Annotated in this window: 24 protein-coding genes; 10 read left to right on the top strand and 14 right to left on the bottom strand. The window is 54.2% G+C overall.

The genetic code is table 11. The features are described 5' to 3' along the window. Positions 1 to 173 precede the first annotated feature (173 nt). Together pyrF and yciH are read left to right on the top strand one after the other, a co-directional pair. Positions 174 to 911, top strand: coding sequence for an orotidine-5'-phosphate decarboxylase (gene pyrF / locus ACOTX5_RS05235; protein ID WP_063945148.1), 738 nt, complete (start codon positions 174 to 176; stop codon positions 909 to 911). Continuing rightward, positions 911 to 1237, top strand: a complete 327-nt coding sequence (yciH, locus tag ACOTX5_RS05230; RefSeq protein ID WP_003856822.1) for a stress response translation initiation inhibitor YciH — start codon at positions 911 to 913, stop codon at positions 1235 to 1237. Before pyrF ends, yciH begins: the two co-directional genes overlap by 1 nt. A 104-nt stretch (positions 1238 to 1341) precedes the next feature. On the opposite strand, the gene osmB is transcribed toward yciH, so the two are convergent. From osmB to ACOTX5_RS05215, 3 genes are all read right to left on the bottom strand, one after another. Then, positions 1342 to 1560: an osmotically-inducible lipoprotein OsmB gene (gene osmB, locus ACOTX5_RS05225; RefSeq protein ID WP_017384212.1), complete on the bottom strand. Its 219-nt coding sequence runs from the start codon at positions 1558 to 1560 to the stop codon at positions 1342 to 1344. A 262-nt stretch (positions 1561 to 1822) separates the two neighbouring features. Next, entirely contained in the window at positions 1823 to 2575 is a 753-nt protein-coding gene (locus ACOTX5_RS05220; RefSeq protein ID WP_063945147.1) for a DNA-binding transcriptional regulator YciT, read from the bottom strand. A gap of 37 nt (positions 2576 to 2612) precedes the next feature. Beyond that, positions 2613 to 2795 carry a hypothetical protein gene (locus ACOTX5_RS05215; RefSeq protein ID WP_023303834.1) on the bottom strand — a complete coding sequence of 61 codons (183 nt, stop codon included), beginning with the start codon at positions 2793 to 2795 and terminating at the stop codon, positions 2613 to 2615. 191 nt (positions 2796 to 2986) lie between these two features. Here ACOTX5_RS05215 and ACOTX5_RS05210 point away from each other — a divergent pair, with 191 nt between their 5' ends. Then, positions 2987 to 3856 carry a crotonase/enoyl-CoA hydratase family protein gene (locus ACOTX5_RS05210; protein WP_017384209.1) on the top strand — a complete coding sequence of 290 codons (870 nt, stop codon included), beginning with the start codon at positions 2987 to 2989 and terminating at the stop codon, positions 3854 to 3856. On the opposite strand, the gene pdeR is transcribed toward ACOTX5_RS05210, so the two are convergent. The 5 genes from pdeR to ACOTX5_RS05185 all read right to left on the bottom strand — a co-directional run bounded on the left by pdeR (position 3853) and on the right by ACOTX5_RS05185 (position 10676). Continuing rightward, positions 3853 to 5844, bottom strand: a complete 1992-nt coding sequence (gene pdeR / locus ACOTX5_RS05205) for a cyclic di-GMP phosphodiesterase (protein WP_045911836.1) — start codon at positions 5842 to 5844, stop codon at positions 3853 to 3855. The two genes, ACOTX5_RS05210 and pdeR, sit on opposite strands and share 4 nt — an antisense overlap. 204 nt (positions 5845 to 6048) lie before the next feature. Continuing rightward, positions 6049 to 7983 (bottom strand): exoribonuclease II, encoded by a 1935-nt coding sequence (locus tag ACOTX5_RS05200; RefSeq protein ID WP_045911816.1) that lies wholly within the window; start codon positions 7981 to 7983, stop codon positions 6049 to 6051. 88 nt (positions 7984 to 8071) lie between these two features. Further along, the gene (locus tag ACOTX5_RS05195) at positions 8072 to 9058 is read right to left on the bottom strand and encodes a CMD domain-containing protein (protein ID WP_045911815.1); all 987 of its coding nucleotides are present in this window, start codon (positions 9056 to 9058) and stop codon (positions 8072 to 8074) included. 147 nt (positions 9059 to 9205) lie between these two features. Then, positions 9206 to 9994, bottom strand: coding sequence for an enoyl-ACP reductase FabI (gene fabI / locus ACOTX5_RS05190; protein WP_003856831.1), 789 nt, complete (start codon positions 9992 to 9994; stop codon positions 9206 to 9208). 280 nt (positions 9995 to 10274) lie between these two features. Beyond that, positions 10275 to 10676 (bottom strand): RidA family protein, encoded by a 402-nt coding sequence (locus ACOTX5_RS05185; protein ID WP_045911814.1) that lies wholly within the window; start codon positions 10674 to 10676, stop codon positions 10275 to 10277. 132 nt (positions 10677 to 10808) lie between these two features. On the opposite strand from ACOTX5_RS05185, the gene ACOTX5_RS05180 reads away from it, so the two are divergent. After that, the gene (locus ACOTX5_RS05180; RefSeq protein ID WP_023296707.1) at positions 10809 to 11399 is read left to right on the top strand and encodes a TetR/AcrR family transcriptional regulator; all 591 of its coding nucleotides are present in this window, start codon (positions 10809 to 10811) and stop codon (positions 11397 to 11399) included. Here ACOTX5_RS05180 and sapF read toward each other — a convergent pair. The 6 genes from sapF to pspF all read right to left on the bottom strand — a co-directional run bounded on the left by sapF (position 11396) and on the right by pspF (position 17756). Further along, positions 11396 to 12202, bottom strand: a complete 807-nt coding sequence (gene sapF / locus ACOTX5_RS05175; protein WP_003856838.1) for a putrescine export ABC transporter ATP-binding protein SapF — start codon at positions 12200 to 12202, stop codon at positions 11396 to 11398. The two genes, ACOTX5_RS05180 and sapF, sit on opposite strands and share 4 nt — an antisense overlap. 1 nt (position 12203) lies before the next feature. Next, positions 12204 to 13196 (bottom strand): putrescine export ABC transporter ATP-binding protein SapD, encoded by a 993-nt coding sequence (sapD, locus tag ACOTX5_RS05170; RefSeq protein ID WP_003856840.1) that lies wholly within the window; start codon positions 13194 to 13196, stop codon positions 12204 to 12206. Continuing rightward, entirely contained in the window at positions 13196 to 14086 is an 891-nt protein-coding gene (gene sapC / locus ACOTX5_RS05165; RefSeq protein ID WP_003856843.1) for a putrescine export ABC transporter permease SapC, read from the bottom strand. The genes sapD and sapC overlap by 1 nt, the downstream gene beginning before the upstream one ends. Then, a complete protein-coding gene (gene sapB, locus ACOTX5_RS05160) occupies positions 14073 to 15038 on the bottom strand; it encodes a putrescine export ABC transporter permease SapB (RefSeq protein ID WP_017383081.1) in 966 nt (321 codons plus the stop codon). The genes sapC and sapB overlap by 14 nt, the downstream gene beginning before the upstream one ends. Then, positions 15035 to 16675 (bottom strand): ABC transporter substrate-binding protein SapA, encoded by a 1641-nt coding sequence (gene sapA / locus ACOTX5_RS05155; RefSeq protein ID WP_017383082.1) that lies wholly within the window; start codon positions 16673 to 16675, stop codon positions 15035 to 15037. The genes sapB and sapA overlap by 4 nt, the downstream gene beginning before the upstream one ends. 88 nt (positions 16676 to 16763) lie before the next feature. Beyond that, on the bottom strand, positions 16764 to 17756 hold the full coding sequence (pspF, locus tag ACOTX5_RS05150) for a phage shock protein operon transcriptional activator (protein WP_164714432.1): 993 nt from the start codon (positions 17754 to 17756) through the stop codon (positions 16764 to 16766). A gap of 151 nt (positions 17757 to 17907) precedes the next feature. Here pspF and pspA point away from each other — a divergent pair, with 151 nt between their 5' ends. The 6 genes from pspA to ACOTX5_RS05120 all read left to right on the top strand — a co-directional run bounded on the left by pspA (position 17908) and on the right by ACOTX5_RS05120 (position 22661). After that, the gene (pspA, locus tag ACOTX5_RS05145; RefSeq protein WP_033486862.1) at positions 17908 to 18576 is read left to right on the top strand and encodes a phage shock protein PspA; all 669 of its coding nucleotides are present in this window, start codon (positions 17908 to 17910) and stop codon (positions 18574 to 18576) included. 49 nt (positions 18577 to 18625) lie between these two features. Next, positions 18626 to 18850 carry an envelope stress response membrane protein PspB gene (pspB, locus tag ACOTX5_RS05140; RefSeq protein WP_003856853.1) on the top strand — a complete coding sequence of 75 codons (225 nt, stop codon included), beginning with the start codon at positions 18626 to 18628 and terminating at the stop codon, positions 18848 to 18850. Beyond that, positions 18850 to 19209, top strand: coding sequence for an envelope stress response membrane protein PspC (gene pspC, locus ACOTX5_RS05135; RefSeq protein ID WP_006810819.1), 360 nt, complete (start codon positions 18850 to 18852; stop codon positions 19207 to 19209). The genes pspB and pspC overlap by 1 nt, the downstream gene beginning before the upstream one ends. Positions 19210 to 19221: 12 nt before the next feature. Beyond that, positions 19222 to 19446 (top strand): phage shock protein PspD, encoded by a 225-nt coding sequence (gene pspD, locus ACOTX5_RS05130; RefSeq protein ID WP_033486864.1) that lies wholly within the window; start codon positions 19222 to 19224, stop codon positions 19444 to 19446. Between the two features lie 211 nt (positions 19447 to 19657). After that, on the top strand, positions 19658 to 21355 hold the full coding sequence (locus tag ACOTX5_RS05125) for a sugar phosphorylase (protein ID WP_234101216.1): 1698 nt from the start codon (positions 19658 to 19660) through the stop codon (positions 21353 to 21355). A gap of 13 nt (positions 21356 to 21368) precedes the next feature. Next, the gene (locus ACOTX5_RS05120; protein ID WP_045911810.1) at positions 21369 to 22661 is read left to right on the top strand and encodes an ABC transporter substrate-binding protein; all 1293 of its coding nucleotides are present in this window, start codon (positions 21369 to 21371) and stop codon (positions 22659 to 22661) included. Positions 22662 to 22667: the final 6 nt, after the last annotated feature.

Here is a 22667-nt window from a genome sequence, read left to right as displayed (position 1 = left end):
TCCGCATTTTAGTTACAACATACTAATGGTTGCAGTGATTTCTTCAGCACCGTGCGGTCTGGGGTTCGGCAGGAAAATCATTCGATTCTGTTCATTTACCCCGAGGGCAGGTAGAATGCACGCCGTTTATCTGTTCCGCGCCGCTGCGCGCCCATAGACGAAAAGGGCTGGTCATGACGTCTGTTACATCCTCCACTTCCCGCGTAGTTACCGATTCTCCCGTAGTTGTTGCTCTGGATTACAATAACCGTGACGCCGCACTGGCCTTTGTTGATGGCATTGATCCCCGCGATTGCCGTCTGAAAGTAGGCAAAGAGATGTTTACGCTGTTCGGCCCGTCAATCGTCCGCGATCTGCACCAGCGTGGCTTCGACGTTTTCCTCGACCTGAAATTCCATGATATTCCAAATACCACTGCGCACGCCGTAGCTGCGGCGGCTGAACTGGGCGTGTGGATGGTTAACGTTCATGCATCCGGCGGGGCACGCATGATGACGGCTGCGCGCGAAGCGCTGGTGCCGTTTGGCAATGACGCTCCGCTTCTGATCGCCGTCACCGTGCTGACCAGTATGGATGAATCCGACCTGCGCGACCTGGGTGTGACGTTGTCACCTGCCGAACACGCGGAGCGTCTGGCGCGCCTCACGCAACAGTGTGGTCTCGATGGCGTGGTCTGTTCGGCTCAGGAGGCGGTTCGCTTCAAATCTGTGCTAGGCCGCGACTTTAAACTGGTAACGCCAGGTATCCGTCCGGCAGGCAGCGAGTCTGGGGATCAGCGACGCATCATGACGCCAGAGAAGGCGCTGAGCGCGGGTGTAGACTATATGGTGATTGGTCGCCCGGTGACGCAATCCGCTCATCCGGCAGAGACCCTGAAAGCGATTAATGCATCACTGAAAAAGGGGGCATAATGCGTGACGCCAACAGTCGTCTGGTCTATTCAACGGATACCGGGCGCATTGAAGAGCCAAAAGAGAAAGCTGAACGTCCGAAAGGCGATGGTATCGTGCGAATTCAGCGGCAGACCAGCGGCAGGAAAGGTAAAGGGGTTTGCCTTGTCACTGGCATTGATCTGGATGATGCAGACCTGGTAAAGCTCGCCGCTGAACTTAAAAAGAAGTGCGGATGCGGTGGGGCAGTAAAAGACGGCATTATTGAGATTCAGGGTGATAAACGGGATTTAATTAAAACGCTGCTGGAAGCCAAAGGAATGAAAGTTAAACTGGCGGGCGGCTAAAATAAATGAGCCACGGACATTGCCGTGGCTCTTTTTTTTAAGTGCGTAAGTCAGACCTGAAAATACAAAATATATTATTATACCGGTGAGAGCCGTTATGGTGATTATTTGCCCACCTGGTGACCGATAACACCACCTACGGCAGCACCACCTAATGTACCCAGCGTACTACCATCCGTTAATACTGCACCACCAAGCGCACCAGCACCGGCACCAATCGCGGTGTTACGGTCACGTTTAGACCAGTTAGAGCAAGCGCTCAGGGACATTGCTACAGTGATTGCCAGAACAGCGGCGGCTAATTTTTTGCTGGTAAAGGTCATAATACTTTCTCCTGAATTATCGATTCACGGAAAGGAATGCACTTTAAGTATAGACAATATCCATACTTAAATTCTGTTCCCGTGAAAGCTGGTCGCGCAGGCGTTTCATCATCACGCAGGTGATAGTCACTTCCTGTTATATCGCTAATATTAATTTTACGTGTTTAGAACGGTTTCAACAGGTAAAAACTCTTAAAGGCAGGGTCGGAATACTCTCAGAGAAAGGTTTAAGTGCGCCCATTATTCGGGCGCAGCAGGATAATCAGGCCGTTTTTTTCACAATATCGACAGTCAGGCCGTCTTGTTCTAATTGCTGGCGATATTCATCGCGCAAACGCTCATCCGTAATCACACGGCTGAAGCGTGAAGCCGGACCCATCGTATAAGGGTGTACGGCGCCAAACTTAGAGCTGTCGGTCAGCACAATCGCTTCACACTCTTTGGTGAGTACGGCGTTAACCACGTCTGAACGCATCATGTCGCGACCAGTAAAGCCGGTGTCGGGCTGCCAGCCGTCAATACCAATGAATGCTTTACTGAAGTGAACCTGCTGAACATATTGACGCGTTAATGGCCCCACCATGCTTTCGCTTTTCTTCTGGTAAATGCCGCCCAGCAGTATCACCTCGCACTGAGTTTCCTTCAACAGATGGGCGATATAGCTGCTTACGGTGATGATGGTAACGTCTTTTTGATCGGCGAGCGTGCGCGCCAGAAGGGCGTTACTGCTGCCATTTTCAATAAAGACGGTCTCACCGTTATTCACTAAGGATGCAGCAAACTCCGCCAACTCCCGCTTGAGCGCATAATTGTTCATCATGCGGGTTTCGACGTCGTCGCTGTCCAGTGGAACGGCATATCCGTGCGCACGCCGCAGGTAGCTCTGTTTTTCCAGCAGATTCAGATCCTGACGAATGGTGACTTCAGAAACGCCGGTGGCTTTAGCGAGATCGACCACGCTTACGCGTCCCTGATCGATCACCATCTGCAAAATGATTTGTTGTCGGGAATTCATAGCATCCATTTAAAAGGAAAGGGCGGAAACGACGTGGCTACACTTCCCACGGGGCTTTAGGTTGAGTGGATTCTGGAGCGTTATCAGCGCCGTTCTCAGCCAGCAGTTCAGACTTGAGGATTTCAAGGTTACGGATAGCAGAGTGATAATCGCCTGCGACAAGAATATCCAGCACAGTATCAATACGCTGTGCCACGGCTTTTGCATCAATGTTAGACATAAGCTCACCCTGAAGCGAAAAGTTAATATTATCAATGATGCAGAAAATTGATTCAAAAGAGAAGGTAAAAAATGCAATAACCAAAGTTCATAAATGAAAGTGATAAATTTAACCCCCGTATGCTGCGGGTTGTAGGGGTGGATTAGTCTAAAACTGCGCGCAACGCGCTTTTTTATAAGAGGAATTCGACTATGACAGTTATCAACCAGACAACCTGCACATTGTTTACTGATGCTGAACGATTCACTCAACTGGCGGCTTATTATGAGGCCGAACGGCGTACGGTGTGGATGATGTTACGTGCCACGCCACGGCCTTGCTTCAATCATGCGCTGATCGAGGAGATCATGAATCTCTCCTGGCTGGTTCGACAGTCCGGATTTGTCGTTGATTTTTGGGTCACCGGATCGCTGGTCCCTGACATCTACAATACCGGCGGTGATTTACAGTTCTTCGTTGAGTGCATCAAAAACAACCGACGCGAAGCGTTACGCGCCTATGCCCGGGCCTGTGTGGACTGCGTTCATGCCGCCTCGCGAGGGTTTGATACCGGAGCTGTCACGCTGGCTATGGTGGAAGGAAGCGCGTTAGGGGGCGGGTTTGAAGCCGCGCTGGCGCATCATTTCATTCTGGCCCAGCGCGATGCCCGATTAGGCTTTCCGGAAATCGCGTTCAATCTGTTCCCGGGCATGGGCGGCTATTCACTGGTGGCGCGTCGCGCCGGCATGAAAATGGCGGAGGCGCTGATCTACAAAGGTGAGACGCATACGGCGGAATGGTATGAGCAGTATGGTCTTGTGGATCTCTTATTCGAGCCGTTACAGAGCTATGTTTCGGTGCGGACGTTTATCGACACGCTACAGCCGAAGCTCAACGGCGTAAGGGCCATGCTGCGTGCACGTACGCGCGTGCTGCCACTTCCGCGAAGCGAGCTGATGGACATTACCGAGGATTGGGTTGATGCCGCCTTCTGCCTTGAACCGAAGGATATCGCCTACATGGAGCGGCTGGTTATGCTGCAAAATCGCCATCAGGCGACGGGCTTACGCAAAGCCAGCTAACGGACATTTCTGGCCTGATAGCGCTTTAGCCATCGCTCGAATGCGGCAGCGGGCATGGGCTTAGCAAAAAGATAACCCTGCCGTTCGTTGACGCCATTCTTCGTCAGAAAGGCGTCTTCTTTTGCACTTTCCACCCCTTCAGCAATGACCTGCAAATTTAACGCCTGCGCCACGGCGACTATCGCACGCACCAGCGACTGTGAAATGGACTGCTTATGGATGTCCCGCACGAAAGCCTGGTCAAGCTTAATGGCATCGATAGGGAAGCGCGCCAGCTGCGACAGGGAAGAGTACCCCGTACCAAAGTCATCCAGGTGAATTTGCGCTCCCAGGCGGCTAAATTGCTGGATCACTGACAGGGCCAGCTCTTCATTTTCAATGAGACAGCTTTCGGTCAATTCCACGTCAATCGGGCAGTATTCAAAACTCAGGTCTTTCAGCGCCTGCTTCAGGTCGCTGAAGATGGTCTGGTCCGCCAGCTGACGGGCGGAGACGTTGACCGCGACGCGAAGGTTGATCCCCTTGTCGCGCCATTTTGCCACCTGGCGCACCACATCAAGCATAACCCAGCGGCCCAGGGGCACAATCAGCCCTGACTCCTCAGCATAGGAGATAAACTCCATCGGCGGGATCAGGCCACGCTCTGGCGACTGCCAGCGCACCAGCGCCTCCAGACTTCTGACTTCGCCGCGCCAGGTTATTTTGGGCTGGTAGTGGATTAACAGCTGATCGTTATCCAGCGCTTTACGCAGGTTGGTATCCAGCCACAGGTATTCAAATACGCGCTGGTTCATCTCTGGCGAGAAGACGCAGAATTTGCCCCGGCCATTTTCTTTGGCGGTGTACATGGCGGTGTCGGCATTACGAATGACGCTTTCGCGATCGTTACCGTGCTGGGGCGCAAGCGCGATGCCCAGCGAGCAGCCGGTGTAAACCTCTATCAGCCCGATGCGGAAAGGCTGACGAAGTCGGGTCAGTATGCGCGATGTCATGGCTTCCAGCGCGCCCTGCGAGGTATCGGTGGCCAGCACGATAAACTCATCCCCACCCAGGCGCGCCAGGGTTTGTCCTTCATCCAGGCAGCTCAGGATCGCCAGCGCAACGGCCTGTAGCAGCTGGTCGCCAAACATATGCCCATAGGCATCGTTCACTTTTTTAAAGTTATCCAGATCGAGATAAACCACGCCTACCTGGGTGTCACCCCGAGCGGTGATGGCATCAGAGATCAGCTCATGGATGGCGTTTCGGTTAGGCAAACCGGTAATCGTATCCGTATTGGCGAGTACGCGCAGGCGCTCCTGGGCCCGACGCTCTTCGGTTATATCGGTACCTGAACAGATGAGGAAGATTTCATTTTTCCCGCTGCCGCTGTGAACAAATTTATTTCTGAAGAGAAACAGGCGCTGCCCTTTGCGGGTCTTGATCCAGCGTTCAACTTCGTACGAGCTGCCGTTACGAAAAAAACCGGTGATGTTGCGTTTGGAGGCCGCGGCTTCGCTACGGCTCATAAACAGTTTGAACACGTTTTGCCCGATAACTTCCTGTTCCTTCAGGCCCGTATATTCTTCACTTAAACGGTTGAAGCGCTGAATATTCCCGTTCTGGTCGAGGATCACAATCACGGAGTTAGCCTCGGACACTACCTGTTCGGCGAAGGAGAGCCCCTGCGCCAGGTCCCGCGCCACGGAAGGAGTATCGTTCCAGGCTGATGCCGTTCCTGCCCACTCATTTTTGTTAATTTTACGGCCGACAAGATGAACGGGAACGTCCACACCGTACAAGGGCAGGGTCATGGCAATGCTGGAGGTTATCACGGTGAGCTGGCGGATCAGCGCAGCCTGCTCATCATCCAGCGCCACCACCTGAATGATGTCAGCGCTTTCACTGGCAGCAAGATGCAGAGCATTGCTGTCTGCTGTCAGTCGCCACCAGGGGCTATGCGTACCCATGTAACGAAACAGCAAATTCTGCTCCAGATCGTCCATCACGTTTTCTCCCGCGGCTGCTGAGTAGCGCACAAATTATTCATTTGCAGTCGACAATGACGGCTCTCTTTTACTGTAGATAATTCTGGCGAAATGTGGCGATGGGAAACAGAAAAGTGTGAGAAAAAACGATGATTTTGCGGGAGATAATACAGAAGAGAACTCCCGGCCACCCCTTAACGGAACGGCCGGAAGTTTACGCGGTTATCAGGCGACAGGGCGCGCGATAATACTGCGGGTTTCCATGCGCACTTCAGCGATGGTGACATCAATCACGTCAGTGACCTTGTAAACCGTTTCGCCTTTAATTTGCACGGTCCCGTTTTCCTGGCTACAAACCAGTTCGTCGCGAACGGCATGCAGGAACGGGGCAGGAATAAAGGCAACGGCGCCATTATCCACCAGACGAACGCGCATACCGCCGCGGCTGATGTCAATGATTTCAGCCGGGAAACGGGTGTCAGTCCCTGCCTTATCATTCAGGAAGCGCGCGTATAACCAGTCGCCGACATCACGCTCCGCCATACGGTTGAGACGGCGACGTTCTGCCATCTGCAATGTCGTATCATCCTGTGGGCGGGCAACAGATTCCCCTTTGATGATCGCTTTCAGCAGACGATGGTTAACCATATCGCCGTACTTACGGATCGGGGAGGTCCAGGTCGCGTAAGCCTCAAGGCCAAGGCCGAAGTGCGGGCCTGGCTCGGTGCTGATTTCCGCAAAGGACTGGAAGCGGCGAATACGGCTGTCAAGGAACCCTGAAGGCTGCGCGTCCAGCTCGCGGCGCAGTTTGCAGAAACCTTGCAGGGTCAGCACTTCCTCAGGATCGACGTGTACGTCATGGGTTTTCAGCAGGGCAGCCAGCGCTTCGGTGTTCGCCGGATCAAACCCGGTGTGCACGTTGTAAATGCCAAAGCCTAATTTGTCGCGCAGCACGCGGGCGGCACAAATGTTGGCGGATATCATCGCTTCTTCAACGATGCGGTTGGCAATACGGCGCGGCTCAGCGACAATATTCAGCACTTCACCTTTTTCACCCAGCACAAAACGGTAGTCCGGACGATCTTTGAAGACCAGCGCGTGAGTTTGACGCCATTCGCTGCGGCTCAGGCAGACGCGGTGCAGCAGACGAATTTGTGCGGCAATGTTGTCGGACTCGGGTTTCCAGCTGCCCGTGTTCTCCAGCCAGTTGGACACGTCGTCATAGGCCAGCTTGGCTTTGGATTCGATGGTGGCGGCGAAGAATTCAATATCTTCTTCAATGGTACCATCAGCCGCAATGGTCATCCGACAGGCCAGCACCGGACGTACTTCGTGCGCACGCAGCGAGCAAAGATCGTCGGAGAGTTCACGCGGCAGCATCGGAATGTTAAAGCCCGGCAGGTAGTTGGTGAACGAGCGCACTTTGGCCATCTCGTCCAGCTTGCTGCCTTCGACAATCCATGCGGTAGGGTCGGCAATAGCGACGGTCAGATGCAGTTTGCCATCGGCTGTCTCTTCGGCATACAACGCATCGTCCATATCCTCGGTGCTGGCGCTGTCGATGGTGACAAAGTCCAGCGCCGTCAGATCGCGACGTTCCAGACCTTCGTCCTGCATTTCAGTCGCCACGCCCTCAGGCGCTTCTTTTTCGAGGTTGTGGCGCGCCAGCGTCACCCACCATGGGACGAAATGGTCGTCGCCGAAGGTAATGTATTGGGTAAGCTCGGCGTAAAAACCGCGATCGCCTTTTAAAGGATGACGGCGCATCTCAGCAACTGCCCAGTCACCCTCAACAAAATCATGCTCAACGCCACGCGCGGCGCGGCACGGAATAGCATCTTTCAGGAGAGGATGGTCCGGCACGACAGAAAGACGATCGTCTTTTTTATGCACTTTCCCGACAAAGCGGGTCAGGAAAGGTTCGATCAGTGCTTCCGGCTCGGCAGACTCTCGTTCCTTTTCGGTATGAATAACGGCCGAAATGCGGTCGCCATGCATCACTTTCTTCATCTGAGGAGGCGGAATGAAGTAGCTCTTCTGCCCGTCAACTTCAAGAAAGCCAAAGCCCTTTTCCGTGGCTTTTACGACCCCTTCTGCACGCGGCGTCTGGGAATGCAGTTGCTGTTTAAGCTGCGCTAGCAGCGGGTTGTCCTGAAACATAATGTTCTATTTTCGTAGCCATTGAGCGGCTGACAGTTTTACGCGAATCTCACTGCTACAGCAAGCGCTCTTTAGGTAAAGAGTATGGTTATTCCTCTTTGCCGAGCGCCACGCGCAGACGGTCCAGCCAGCCATAAAATGCATCTCGGGTAAGCAGGTTGATGGCCTTCTCTGGCGAGAGACCTGACCCGGTCAGGGGCGTTAACTGGGCGGCGCTAAAGCGATCCGGAGAGGCGACAAGCAGCGCACGAGCGGCTGAGAGCATCGAAGACGCGGGACCTTCACTTCGCGGATGGTTAAGCAGAATTTCGCCCGTCAGATCAAGCAGCATCGGCTCATGACACAGCACAGGAGTAAGCGCTTCAAGCGCCGGTTCCGCCTGCCAGCGTGAGAGCGCCTCAAGCTGAAGCGCACTGGCATATTTTAGCTCAACTGCGGGTAGCGTGGCGGTCCATCTGCTGAAGCTGACCGGCAACGTATGGGGCTGAATGTGGTGCCCGGGCAGCCAGCGTACCGGATAGCCAAGCAATGCCTGAAATACCGCGACCACTCGCGCCTGAAAACCGACAAAGCCGATGATCTGGTTGATGAGCACAATGTCATACGTTGTGAGTCCAACCTCATCAAGCTGGTTTTGGGCCTTATCATCAATGACATCGGGTGAGCTGGCTAACTGGCGGGCATACTGGGTAATTTCTGCAAGGCGTCGATTGCTTTCCCGGGAGGAGTCCGGCCCCGGAAGAGGGGCGAGCAGAGCAGCGTAGTGGTTACAGAGCCGCTGAACGCCACACGCCTGGGCAACCGTTAATGCCGTGCTCAGCCTGTCGTAGGCGCTGAGCGTATGCAGACGGTTCACGGGAGTATCAAGTGGGAACAAAAGATGACAGAGGGTTCGGGCAGGCGTAAGCCAACCAGCACAGCTTGCGAGAATGTCATCGGGCAGGGCTAGATCGAGCAAAAAACGGTCGTCGACGTTAGCGGCTTCGGGCACCAGCGGCAGAACGTCCGTCTGCGAATGATTCGACTGGGTTTCATGATACCAGTGGCCTTTGCCGGAAAAACGGCGTTGTTCCATGGGCGTTCCTTGATCTCAAAATGGCGATCAATATCCTGGCGTAAGGCGGATGAGGGGAAAAATATTGTTAGGTGATAACAAATAGCAGAACGGAATAACGAGGGGCGGGAGGAAACTCTCTTCCCTGGCGGGAAGAGAGTGACAAGCTTATTTGATTTCCAGCTCGTTCATTGCAGCGATGTTGAAGCCGCCGTCAACGTGAACCACTTCGCCGGAGATACCTGCGGAAAGGTCAGAGCACAGGAATGCCGCAGAGTTACCCACATCTTCGATGGTAACGGTACGACGAATCGGGGTAACCGCTTCGCAGTGTGCCAGCATTTTACGGAAATCTTTGATACCGGAAGCGGCCAGGGTACGGATTGGACCCGCAGAAATAGCGTTAACACGCACGCCTTCAGGACCCATCGCGTTCGCCATGTAGCGCACGTTGGCTTCCAGAGATGCTTTCGCCAGACCCATAACGTTGTAGTTAGGGATAGCACGTTCTGCGCCGAGGTAGGACAGAGTCAGCAGGGCTGCGCCCGGGTTCAGCATCGCGCGGCAGGATTTTGCCATTGCAACGAAGCTGTAGGAGCTGATGTCGTGGGCGATTTTGAAGCCATCACGGGTAACCGCGTTCACGTAGTCGCCGTCCAGCTGGTCGCCAGGAGCGAAGCCGATGGAGTGAACAAAACCGTCGAATTTCGGCCATGCTTTTGCCAGTTCAGCAAACATGCCATCAATGCTTTCGTCTTGTGCAACGTCACATTCCAGAACAATGCTGGAACCCAGCTGCGCGGCAAATTCTTCAACACGGCCTTTCAGCTTGTCGTTCTGGTAGGTGAACGCCAGCTCAGCGCCTTCGCGATGCATTGCCTGTGCGATGCCGTATGCGATGGACAGTTTGCTGGCAACGCCAGTCACCAGAATGCGCTTACCGGAAAGAAAACCCATAGCTTTAATCCTTATATTCATTGCTTATTTTGCCTTGTAATTCATAGCGTTACAGGCAGTATTTCAAAATCATTCGAAATTAGCTCGAAATTATAGCCCACTCACAGCCCCTTGTGTCACGATATTTCTCGCTCCTGCGCCGTGAATGGGCTCACGGAAGAGGTTGAACTGACTCTTCATCAGGCTGTTTCGTGTGTATCCCAGCAGTATATCACCGCACGCAGGGTTCGCCTCATCCAACCAGAGACTGCCCGGAGCTTCACGCTTATACAGCCGGATCTTAATTCGCTGACGAGGGGATCCTGGCGATAACCTTAATTTCGAAATCAAAACCCGCAAGCCAGTTAACGCCTATTGCTGTCCAGTTTGGGTAAGGAGCGTGCGGAAATGCCAGTTTTTTCGCCGCCATGATGACGGGAAACTGGTTTTCAGGATCGGTATGAAACGTCGTGACATCGATCAGATCGTCAAAAGTACATCCTGCGGCTGCCAGAGTCGCCCGTAAATTATCGAACGCCAACTGCACCTGAGCGGGGAAGTCGGGTTCAGGTGTGCCATCGCTGCGGCTGCCAACCTGACCGGAAACAAATAACAGATCGCCAGAGCGGATTGCAGCTGAATAGCCATGCTCTTCATAGAGGGCATGTCGGTTAGCCGGGAAGACGGGATCACGTGAAGGCATGGCTTTTCCTTTTCTGTCAGAGGTATTGTTGTGCTTACGCGGTAGAAGTAACATACGCGACGTATGTGAAAAATGTAATTCACATACGTCGCGTATGTCAAATTATAGTTATCGCTTAATTAAGGAAGTCCCATGGCTACAAAACGTCGCGCTGAAACGGCCCAGGAAAATCGCGAGAAAATGATTCAGGCGGCGCGAAAGGCATTTGCTGAAAAAGGCTATGCCGCAGCGTCAATGGATGAACTCACGGCAAGCGTGGGGTTAACACGCGGCGCGCTATATCATAATTTCAACGACAAGAAGGGATTACTGGCGGCGGTGGTCGCGCAGATAGACAGCGAAATGGCAGCAAACGCAAAAGCGATTGCCGCCGCCGCCGAAGATGACTGGGAGCGACTGCTGGCGGAGGGCATCGCCTATATCAAAATGGCGCTCGTTCCGGAAGTTCAGCGTATCGTCCTCCTTGACGGCCCGGCTGTTCTGGGCGACCCGGCGCAATGGCCCAGCCAGAACAGCTGCCTTGAGTCGACCCGTCAGACCATCGAAAAAATGATGGAGTGCAACGTAATCAAAAAGATGGATGCCAGAGTCGCAGCCCATCTGCTGAATGGCGCTGCTCTGAATGCGGCTCTGCTGATTGCCGCGAGTGAAGAACCGCAGAAGACCCTCCCGCATGCCATAGAGGTGTTTACTCTGCTGGCAAGCGGGTTACGCAGCGGCTAACGATCTTTACGCCACGCGTCCGCCGTCAACGCTTCACCAAAGTGGCCGGCAATCAGGCGTTTTGTCAGATCGTGGAGCGGGGAGGCCAGCACGTCAGCGGTACTGCCGCGCTCAACAACTTCTCCCTGGTGCATTACCAGCACCTGATCGCTGATGTGCTTCATCATGCCCAGGTGCTGAGTCACGTAGATATACGAGATCCCCTGTTTTTCCTGTAACTCCAGCATCAGGTTAATGAGCTGCGAACGCATCGACATATCCAGCGACGCCAGCGCTTCGTCGGCGATGATGACCTTCGGGCGCAGGATCAGCGCGCGGGCCAGACCGAGACGCTGTTTTTGGCCCGGGGCCAGCATGTGCGGGTAATAGCTGACATGGTCGGGCAGGAGGCCTACCAGACGCAGGGTTTCGACAATCCGTTTGCGACGCGCTTCCGGCTCCAGGTCGGTATTCAACCGCAGCGGGAAATCCAGGATCTGGGAAATACGCTGACGCGGGTTCAGGGACGTCGACGGATCCTGAAAAATCATCCGGATGCGCTGACTGCGAAAAGAGTAGTCCCCAAATTCCAGAGGATGATCGTCAATCAGTATTTCACCGCCGCTCGGCTCGACCATACCCGCGAGCATTTTTGCCAGGGTCGATTTGCCCGAGCCGTTTTCACCGATAATCGCCAGCGTCTGCTTTTCGCGCAGCGTAAAGCTCAGCGGTTTAACAGCCTCGACGGTCTGACGGTGAAACAGGCCGGTGCGATAGCGAAAGGTCTTACTCAGGTTACGTACTTCCAGTAAGGTTTCGACCATTTCACTCTCTCTCCATGTTCAGCGGGAAATGACAGGCAAACAGATGATTTTTCGGCCCTGTCAGGCGCGGTGTTTCGATGCATTTGCGCTGAGCATACGGGCAACGCGGACCCAGACGGCAGCCAATGGGCAGCGATTCCAGCAGCGGTATCGCGCCAGGCAGCGTATTCAGACGGCTTTTGTGCGGCATCGCGCTGCCAAAGTCCGGGATCGCCCTGATCAGCGCCTGCGTGTAGGGATGATGCGGCGTCGTCACCAGGTCTTCGCTTGGCGCGGTTTCTACCGTCTGGCCGCAATACATTACGTCAATTTTATCCGCCCACTTGCTCAGCATTTGCAGGTCGTGGCTGATCAACAAAATGGTGGTGTTGTTATTCTGGTTCAGACGCGTGAGCAGGCGGAAAATCTGGGCCTGGGTGGTTGGCTCCATCGCGTTCGTTGGTTCGTCCGCAATCAGCAGACGCGGCTGATTCGCCAGGGCGATGGCAATCATCACTTTCTGGCATTCACCGTCGGTCAGTTCGTAGGGGAAACTGCGCATCGCGTCTTTATGGTCTTTGATCCCGACACGGTGCAACAGCTCAATGGCACGGCGTTTACGCCAGCCGAAACGCTGCCACCAGCGGCCTTTATAGGTCCACCCGGGGATGTTCTGCATCAGCTGTTTCCCGACGCGCTCGGACGGATCGAGACAAGATTGCGGCTCCTGGAAAATCATCGAGACGTTATGGCCCACCAGTTTACGGCGTTCGCGCGGGGAGAGACGCAACAAATCGATGTCGTCGAAGCGCATACGATCGGCGGTCACCCGCCAGTTGTCCTTCGCCACGCCGCAAATGGCCTTGGCGATCAGACTTTTCCCTGAACCCGATTCGCCCACCAGTCCGCGGATTTCGCCCTCTGCGAGCGTAATACTGATGCGATCCACGGCCTTGACCCAGCCTTCGCCCGTTTTAATTTCGATCGTGAGGTTGCGGATATCGAGTAACGGCATTATTGCACCCCCGCATTGATTGCGCGGCGGATCCCGTCGCCCAGCAGGTTAACGAGCAGCACGCTCACCATGATGGCCGCGCCCGGCAGCATGACCGTCCACGGCGCAACGTAAATCAGCTCCAGCGCATCGCCAAGCATGGCGCCCCATTCCGGGGAGGGGAGCTGCGCGCCAAGGTCCAGGAAGCCCAGCGCTGCGATATCCAGAATCGCCATCGACAGGGCGCGGGTGATCTCCGTCACCAGCCCGGCGGCAATGTTAGGCAGCACGGCAAACCACAAAATATTAAACGTGGTGGCGCCATCCAGACGGGCGGCGACGACATACTCTTTCTCCAGTTCGTCGTGAACCAGGCTGTAAACCGAGCGCACCATGCGCGGCAGAATGGCCAGCCAGACGGCGAACATCGCATGGGTGAGGTGCGGCCCCGCGAAGGCCACGACGATAATCGCCAGCAACAGCGAAGGAATAGAGAGCAGGGTATCAAGAATATGGTTAAGCACAGCCGACCGCAGCCCGTGGGTTGAGCCGGCAAAAATGCCCAGCGCCAGGCCGCAGATTGCGGCAGCCAGGGTGACCACGAACGCGCCGCCTACCGTCGGTGCGGCGCCGCTCAGCAAACGACTTAACACGTCGCGTCCGAGATCGTCAGTCCCCAGGAAGAACGAAACCTCCCCGTAGCGCGACCACGACGGCGGTAAAAGCTGATAACCCAGGAACTGCTGATCGATGCCATACGGTGCAAACCACGAACCCAAAACGCACAGCAACACGAGGCCAATGCAGCCGTAAAAGCCGATCATCGCCGTGGTGTCGCCGTAAAAATTACGCCACACGGTGCGTAGCGCACCGGGCGTGCGCTTTTCGCTGTAGACGTTATCGTAAGGCATACCATTCCTTATGCTTCAATGGGTTGGCCATGGCACCCAAAATATCGGAAATAACGTTAACAATAATGACCAGGGAGCCAATCACCATCACGCCGGCGGAGATCGCCGCGTAATCCTGCTGGCGAATGGCGTTGATCATCCAGCGCCCAAGGCCCGGCCAGCTGAAAACCATCTCGGTGATCATTGCCAGCGTCAGCATGGTTGAGAATTGCAGCCCAAGACGTGGGATTACGGGGGGCAACGCATTGTGCAGCACATGGCGACGTAAAATCGTCAGGCGAGACAGTCCGCGCGTGGCGGCGGCTTTCACATAGTTTTGATCGAAGACGTCGATAGTGCTGATGCGCATCAGGCGGATCACCTCGGTCGTCGGCGCGACGGCCAGCGTAAGCACCGGCAGCACCATGTGGCGCAGCGCACTCACGATCATTTCGTCGCGCCAGACTGAATCAGAAAGCCAGGCGTCAACGATCGCGAAGCCGCTCACCGTTTGCACGTTATACAGCAGGTCAAAACGGCCAGATACCGGCAGCCAGCCTAACGTCAGTGAGAAGAAGAGGGTAAGCAGCAGCGCCAGCCAGAAAACAGGGATGGAAAAGCCAATTAAGGCAAGCGCGCTAATAAATTTATCCTGCCATTTATTACGATAAATTCCCGCCAGCATTCCCACCGGGATCCCCACCATGAGGGCAAAGCCAAAGGCGAGTATACACAGCTCCATGGTGGCCGGGAAAACCACTTTCAGCTGTTCGGAGATGAGCTGTCCGTTGATGCTGGACACGCCAAAATCCCAGTGCAGCAGGCCATTAAACCAGAACAGCCAGGCGTCCCAGAGAGATGAGCCCTGAAGCGGGGCGTGCGGCGTAAAGTAGCTCAGGCTAAAGCCGACAAAGGTCAGGAAGAACAGGGTCACCAGCAGTAACAGCAGCCGACGCAAGGTAAATATAATCATGGTTTCTTCACCTCTTGTTCTTTCTCACGGGTCACGCCCGCGAAGGAGGCGTTACCAAACGGGCTGAGTACCAGCCCTTTAATATCGTAACGGTAGGCCTGGAGGCGCAGGGAAGAGGCAAGTGGCAACACGGGAAGTTCTCTGGCCAGAATATTTTGCGCTTCATCGTAGGCCTCAATGCGTGAGGCAAGCTGTTGAGACGCCAGCGCTTTTTGCAGCACGGCATCAAATTCCCGGTTACACCAGTGGGCGTAGTTGGTCTGGGAGTTGATTGCCGCACAGCTCAGCAGCGGACGGAAGAAGCTGTCCGGGTCGTTACTGTCGGTGGACCAGCCAGCCAGCGTTAAGTCGTGATTCATGTCCATCAGACGCGCCTCCTGGAAACGGCCTTCGACAGGCACGATGATCACCTTAACGCCCACCTGCGCCATATCAGCCTGCAACAGCTCAGCCGTTTTCAGCGGGCTGGGGTTCCACGCCTGAGAGCTGGTGGGCACCCACAGCTGTAGCGTCAGGTTTTCTGCCCCCAGCGCTTTAAGCTGTTCTCGCGCTTTCGCCGGATTATATTCCGTAATCTTCGCCTCGCCGTCATAGGCCCAGGAGGCGCGCGGAAGAATAGAGGCGGCGGTTTCCGCGGTACCGTAGTAAATCGACTGCATCAGACGCTGGTTGTTGATCGCTAACGCCAGCGCATGGCGCACGGCCGGATTATTCAGCGGCGGCTTATCGGTGTTAAACGCCAGATAAGCGATGTTCATGCCCGGGCGCAGGGTCAGGCGCAGGCGTGGGTCGTCGCGCAAAATGGTCAACTGGCTGGCCGCAGGCCAGGCAAGCACATCGCACTCGCCGGTCAGCAGTTTGGAGAGTCGGCCTGTTCCACCTGAACCCAGATCAACAATAACCTGCGGCATCAGCGGCTTGCCGCGCCAGAAACGATCGTGGCGTTGCAGGCGAATGTATTGTCCGGCGCGGTACTCTGCTAACTGGAACGGACCGGTGCCTACAGGCTCACGATCGAGACGTTCCTGACGATCCTTTTTCGTCAGCTGATCCGCGTATTCGGCTGACATGACCGAGGCGTAGTGCGTCGCCAGATGCCAGAGGAAGGAGGCATCCGGGCGATTCAGACGAAACTCAACCGTACGGTTATCCAGTTTGCGAACGCTTTTGACCGAGTCCGCGAATTGCAGACTGTCGAAATAGGGGAAGTTCCCGCCATTAACGTTATGCCACGGATGATTGCGGTTGAATATGCGCTGGAAGGTGAAAACCACGTCATCCGCGTTGAGCTTACGGGTTGGGGTAAACCACGGGGTGTGCTGAAATGCGACATCATCGCGTAGACGAAAGCGGTATGTGGCGCCGTTATCAAGCACTTCCCAACTTTCAGCAAGCTCCGGAACCAGCCGATAGGTATAAGGATCGACGTCGAGCAGGCGATCGTAGAGCTGTGCGGCCAGCGTATCGACAATCAGGCCGCTCCCCGCTTTTTGCGGATTAAAAATATCAACTTGACCGCTGACGCAGTAGACGAAACCACTATCACGGATATCAGGAGGCACAGCGCGATCGGGCGCAGCAAAGGCCAGATTGCTGAACAAACCGAGTGCAAACAGGGACGATAAAACCAGGCGCATAGTTTTTAAGGTTTTTAGATTCGATCTGCAAAGTGTATCGCACTTACGCCTGCTTCGTAAAAATGTCTGGGGGTAAGTGCTGATAATGTCAGCGCATTTGATGTTTTTTGAGCAATGCCCTTAACTGATGGTAGGTCAGGCCCAGCAGTTCAGCCGCCCGTTTCTGATTATATTTCGCCTCTTTCAGGCTCTGCTCAAGCAGCTGTTGCTCCTGCTGATGCTGGAACTGGCGTAAATCGAGCGGCAACGCCGGAGCCTGCTGGCGCGTCGCCGGAGCCGGGGGCTGTTTATCCTCACGCCGAAACGGATCGAGAATAATGTTGTCCAGTTCGGTCTCGCTGCTGCCATGCCGGTAAACGGACCGTTCCACCACGTTTTTCAGTTCACGAATATTGCCCGGCCAGTCGTAACCGAGCAGGGTCCCGGTGGCCCGTTCGCTGAAGCCCGGAAAGAGAGGCAGACCCAGTTCCCGGCACATCTGAATGGCAAATTGATCGGCCATTAGCATGATATCGCTGCGCCGCTCCCGCAGCGGCGGCAGCTGTACAACATCGAAAGCCAGCCTGTCCAGCAGGTCGGCGCGGAATTTGTCCTCAGCCACCATCGCGGGCAGGTCGGCGTTGGTGGCGCATACCAGGCGAACGTTGACCTGGAGGGGCTGACTGCCGCCAACGCGTTCCAGTTCACCGTACTCAATGACGCGCAGCAGCTTTTCCTGCACCAGCATCGGCGCGGTCGCCAGCTCGTCGAGAAAGAGCGTTCCGCCATCGGCGCGCTCAAAGCGTCCGGGATGGCGTTTTTGTGCGCCGGTGAAGGCGCCAGCTTCATGACCAAACAGCTCGGTGTCGAGCAGGTTTTCATTCAGCGCCGCGCAGTTAAGCGAAATAAAAGGGCCGTCCCAGCGGCCAGAAAGAAAGTGCAGGCGGTTAGCGATAAGTTCTTTACCTGTTCCGCGCTCACCGATAATCAGCACCGGTTTATTCAGTGGCGCGAGGCGCGATACCTGTTCAAGCACTTCCAGGAAGCTGTTGGCCTCGCCAAGCAAATTATCTTTATATTCAGCCATGATGAAATTAACCACTCCTTAGTGATATTCACCAGGTGAGAATAGCCGCTGGCTGGATAAATATCAATCACACTCAGTAAAATCAATAAGATAAAAAGTTGGCATGGGATTTGTATTAACTACTCAGCAGGGCATCGCCCGATAACAGAACTATGAGGATTGAATTATGGGTATTTTTTCTCGTTTTGCCGACATCGTGAACGCCAACATCAACTCGCTGCTGGAGAAAGCGGAAGATCCGCAGAAGCTGGTGCGCCTGATGATTCAGGAGATGGAAGACACGCTGGTTGAAGTACGCTCCACCTCCGCCCGCGCGCTGGCAGAGAAAAAGCAGTTAACGCGTCGTATCGAGCAGGCAACTGCCCAGCTTAACGAATGGCAGGAAAAAGCGGAACTGGCGCTGCGTAAAGATAAAGAAGATCTGGCTCGCGCTGCGCTGATTGAGAAGCAGAAGCTGACCGACATGGTTGCCACGCTGGAACACGAAGTGACGCTGGTGGATGATACTCTGGGGCGTATGAAGAAAGAGATTGGTGAGCTTGAAAACAAACTCAGCGAAACCCGTGCACGTCAACAGGCGCTGGCGCTGCGCCACCAGGCTGCAAGCTCGTCCCGCGACGTGCGTCGCCAGCTGGACAGCGGCAAGCTGGATGAAGCGATGGCCCGTTTCGAATCGTTTGAACGTCGTATCGACCACATGGAAGCTGAAGCCGAGAGCCACAGCATCGGTAAACAGAAAACCCTCGATCAGCAGTTTGCTGACCTGAAAGCCGATGATGAAATTAGCGAGCAACTGGCTGCGCTGAAAGCCAAAATGAAACAAGACAACCAATAATAATTCCTGCGGCACCTGAGCGTGCCGCATCGTAAGACAAGGAGTACACATGAGCGCGCTTTTTCTGGCTATACCCCTGACCATTTTCGTGCTGTTTGTTCTGCCCATCTGGTTATGGCTGCACTACAGCAACCGCTCTTCACGCGGTGAGCTGTCGCAGAGTGAACAACAGCGGCTGGCGCAGCTCTCTGCCGAGGCAAATAAAATGCGCGAACGTATTCAGGCGCTGGAAGCGATCCTGGACGCGGAACACCCGAACTGGAGGGAACGGTAATGGCTGGACTGAATCTGAATAAAAAACTGTGGCGGATCCCACAGCAGGGCATGGTTCGGGGTGTTTGCGCCGGGCTGGCGCACTATCTGGATGTTCCGGTAAAACTGGTGCGTGTGGTCACCGTATTGTCGATTTTCTTCGGCCTGGCCTTTATTACACTGGTGGCATACATCATCCTGTCGTTTGTACTCGATCCTATGCCGGAAGGTGAGCTGGATGCGGAGAACACGCCAACCAGCAGCGATCTCCTGAACGCGGTGGATGAACAACTGAGCGCAGGGGAGAAGCGATTGCGCGAGATGGAACGTTATGTCACCTCCGATACCTTTACGCTGAGAAGTCGTTTTCGTCAGCTTTAAGAGAGAACTTACATGAAACAAAACTGGCAACAGGCCGGTCAGAAGGTAAAACCCGGCCTGAAAATCGCAGGTAAACTGGTTCTGATGACGGCGTTACGTTATGGCCCGGCCGGTGTGGCGGGTTGGGCGATCAAGTCTGTTGCCCGCAAGCCGGTCAGAATGCTGCTGGCGGTCGCTCTGGAGCCGCTGTTACAGAAGCTGGCAAAACGCGTTTCCCGGCGCTACCTGTCACGCTAGTTCCTCCCGCATACGCCCTTTCTCACCCAGAGAAGGGGCATGACTTTCCCTCCTGCGTTTCTTCTGCTTTTCTGCTTTTCTGCTTTTCTGCTTTTTTTGCGGCAGCTCACAATAATGCGTTGCGCTGCGCTGAGATTGCTGCTTTCTGCTCCCGGGTCCGTTGACAGATATTTTTCATGGGAGTAGATTGCCACTCCGTGGGACCGCTACCATGGAAAATAATGTGAGCGCAAAAATTAAAAAACTTATCAATCATATTTACGGTGAATCATTTTCAGAAGCACACCTTAACGTGTTATTAACTAAGCTTGAAAAGGTGGCGTTTAATATTACGGAAAAGCGTAAGTCAGGCTGGGATGAAAAAGACGTTGCGCTGATTACCTATGCCGATCAGTTCTCCTCGAAAGGGGAGAAAGCGTTGCCGGTATTTACCCGGTTCTATAATGAATGGCTTTCTCGCACGTTTTCCCATGTCCATCTGTTACCGTTTTATCCGTGGTCTTCGGATGATGGATTTTCCGTTATTGATTATCACGAGGTTGCACCTGAAACCGGAACCTGGCGAGATGTCGGGGAATTAAAACAGTCTGCCAGCTTAATGTTTGACTTTGTTTGCAACCATATGTCAGCGAAAAGCGAATGGTTTGCTAATTATCTGGCGCAGAAGCCGGGCTACGAAGATTTCTTTATTTCTGTCGACCCTGAAACCGATTTATCCGCGGTGACGCGTCCACGCGCATTACCGCTACTGACGCCGTTCACGCTTCATGATGGCAACGTTCGTCATCTGTGGACCACATTCAGCGATGACCAGATCGATCTCAATTTCGCCTCGCCGCAGGTGCTGATTGCCATGGTTGACGTTCTGCTCCATTACCTTATGGAAGGGGCGCGTTATATCCGTCTGGATGCGGTCGGGTTTATGTGGAAGATCCCGGGAACCACCTGTATCCATCTGGAACAAACCCATTGCCTTATCCAGCTGTTCCGCGCCATTACGGACGCCGTGGCGCCTGGAACGGTGATCATCACTGAGACAAATGTTCCCCACAAAGACAATATCTCTTACTTCGGTGATGGTGAAAATGAAGCCCAGATGGTCTATCAGTTTTCCTTACCGCCGCTGGTGCTGCACGCCGTTCATCGTCAGGATGTTAAAGCCCTGTGCCGGTGGGCGGGCTCGCTGGCGCTGCCTTCAGCTCACACCACCTGGTTTAATTTCCTGGCTTCACATGATGGTATCGGATTGAACCCGTTACGCGGCATCCTTCCGGAATCAGAGATCCTCTCGCTGGTCGAAAAGCTTCAGCAGGAAGGCGCGCTGGTCAACTGGAAAAATAATCCTGACGGAACGCGAAGCCCCTATGAAATTAATGTCACCTATCTTGATGCGTTGAGTTTGCGAGACAGCTCAGATGATGAGCGCATTGCGCGGTTCATCCTGGCGCATGCTGTGTTGTTAAGTTTTCCTGGCGTACCGGCTGTATATATTCAAAGCATTCTTGGTTCGCGTAACGATTATGAAGGTGTCGAACGTCTCGGATATAATCGCGCGATAAACAGGAAGAAATACACCGCAGGTCAGGTTGATCGGGAGCTTAATAATAATAAGAGTATACGTTATCAGATTTATTCTCGTTTGAGTGAGCTTATTGCTATTCGTCGCGGCGAGCGTGCGTTCCATCCGGATAGTCAGGCTATTTTTGACGCAATCGGTGAACATATTCTTAAAATTGTTCGTGTTGCTGAAAATGGCGAGCGAATGACAGCATTATTTAATTTTAGCAATAAAATGCAGACCGTTTATGGACAAACGCTCTTTGGTAGGGAATTACTCTCAGGACAAGATATTAGCGGTACGGAACTGACCCTCAATCCATGGCAGGTAATGTGGATTAAAGAAAACTAAAAAGGACCCTAAAATGAAAATGCCCAAAATTGTGCTGTTATCAGCACTGGTTTCGTGCGCCCTGTTATCAGGCTGTAAGGACGATAAAACATCTCAGGTCACCATTGAGTTTATGCACTCGTCGGTAGAACAGGAGCGTCAGGCAGTTATTACGAAACTGATCGAAAAATTCGAGAAAGAAAACCCGACTATTACGGTGAAACAGGTCCCCGTTGAGGAAGATGCCTATAACACCAAGGTCATTACGTTGGCCCGTACCGGCGCGCTGCCGGAAGTGATTGAAGTCAGCCATGACTACGCCAAAGTCATGGATAAAGAGCAACTGCTGGACCGTGACGCGATCGGCAACGCGATTAAAGCCGTCGGTGAAGATACCTTTTACGACGGTATTTTACGCGTTGTTCGCACCGAAGACGGCAAGGCATGGACGGGGGTGCCGGTTAGCGCGTGGCTGTCCGGCGTCTGGTATCACAAAGATGCGCTCGCGGCAGCGGGAATCGAAGAACCGCACAACTGGGAGCAACTGCTGAAAGCCAGTCAGGCGCTCAACGAACCGGCGAAAAAACATTACGGTATCGCGCTTCCAACCGCAGAAAGCGTCATGACGGAGCAGGCCTTCTCGCAGTTTGCGTTGTCAGGCGGAGCCAACGTCTTTGATGCAAACGGCAACGTGAAAATCGATACCCCTGAAATGTCGAAAGCGCTGGCGTTTTATCGGGCACTGGCCGCGAACACCATGCCGGGCTCCAATGATGTCATGGAGATCAAAGACGCCTTCATGAACGGCTCTGCGCCGATGGCCGTTTACTCCACCTATATCCTGCCCGCGGTCTACAAAGATGGCAATCCGGCCAACCTGGGGTTCGTGGTCCCGACGGAAAAATCATCAGCCGTGTACGGCATGATCACCTCGTTGACGATCACGACCGGCCAGACCGAAGAGGAAACGCAGGCGGCAGAAAAATTTGTGACCTGGATGGAGCAGGCTCAAAACGCGTCTGACTGGGTGATGATGTCCCCTGGCGCGGCGCTGCCGGTGAACAAACACGTGGTGGGCACTGAGAGCTGGAAAAACAACGACGTGATCAAAGCCTTTGGTCAGCTGCCTTACGAGCTGATTGCGCAGTTCCCGAACGTCCAGGTATTTGGCGCCGTGGGCGACAAAAACTTTACCCGCATGGGAGACGTTACCGGCTCCGGCATTATCAGTTCCATGGTGCATAACGTGACGGTGGGACAAAAAGATCTCAGTGCGACGTTAAGCAACAGCCAGAAGAAACTGACTGACCTGATATCACAACGATAGGAGCGC

This window comes from Enterobacter cloacae complex sp. IR5441 (assembly GCF_049238215.1).
Taxonomy (GTDB): Bacteria; Pseudomonadota; Gammaproteobacteria; order Enterobacterales; family Enterobacteriaceae; genus Enterobacter; species Enterobacter hormaechei_C.
This window is presented reverse-complemented; position numbering and strand designations above follow the sequence as displayed.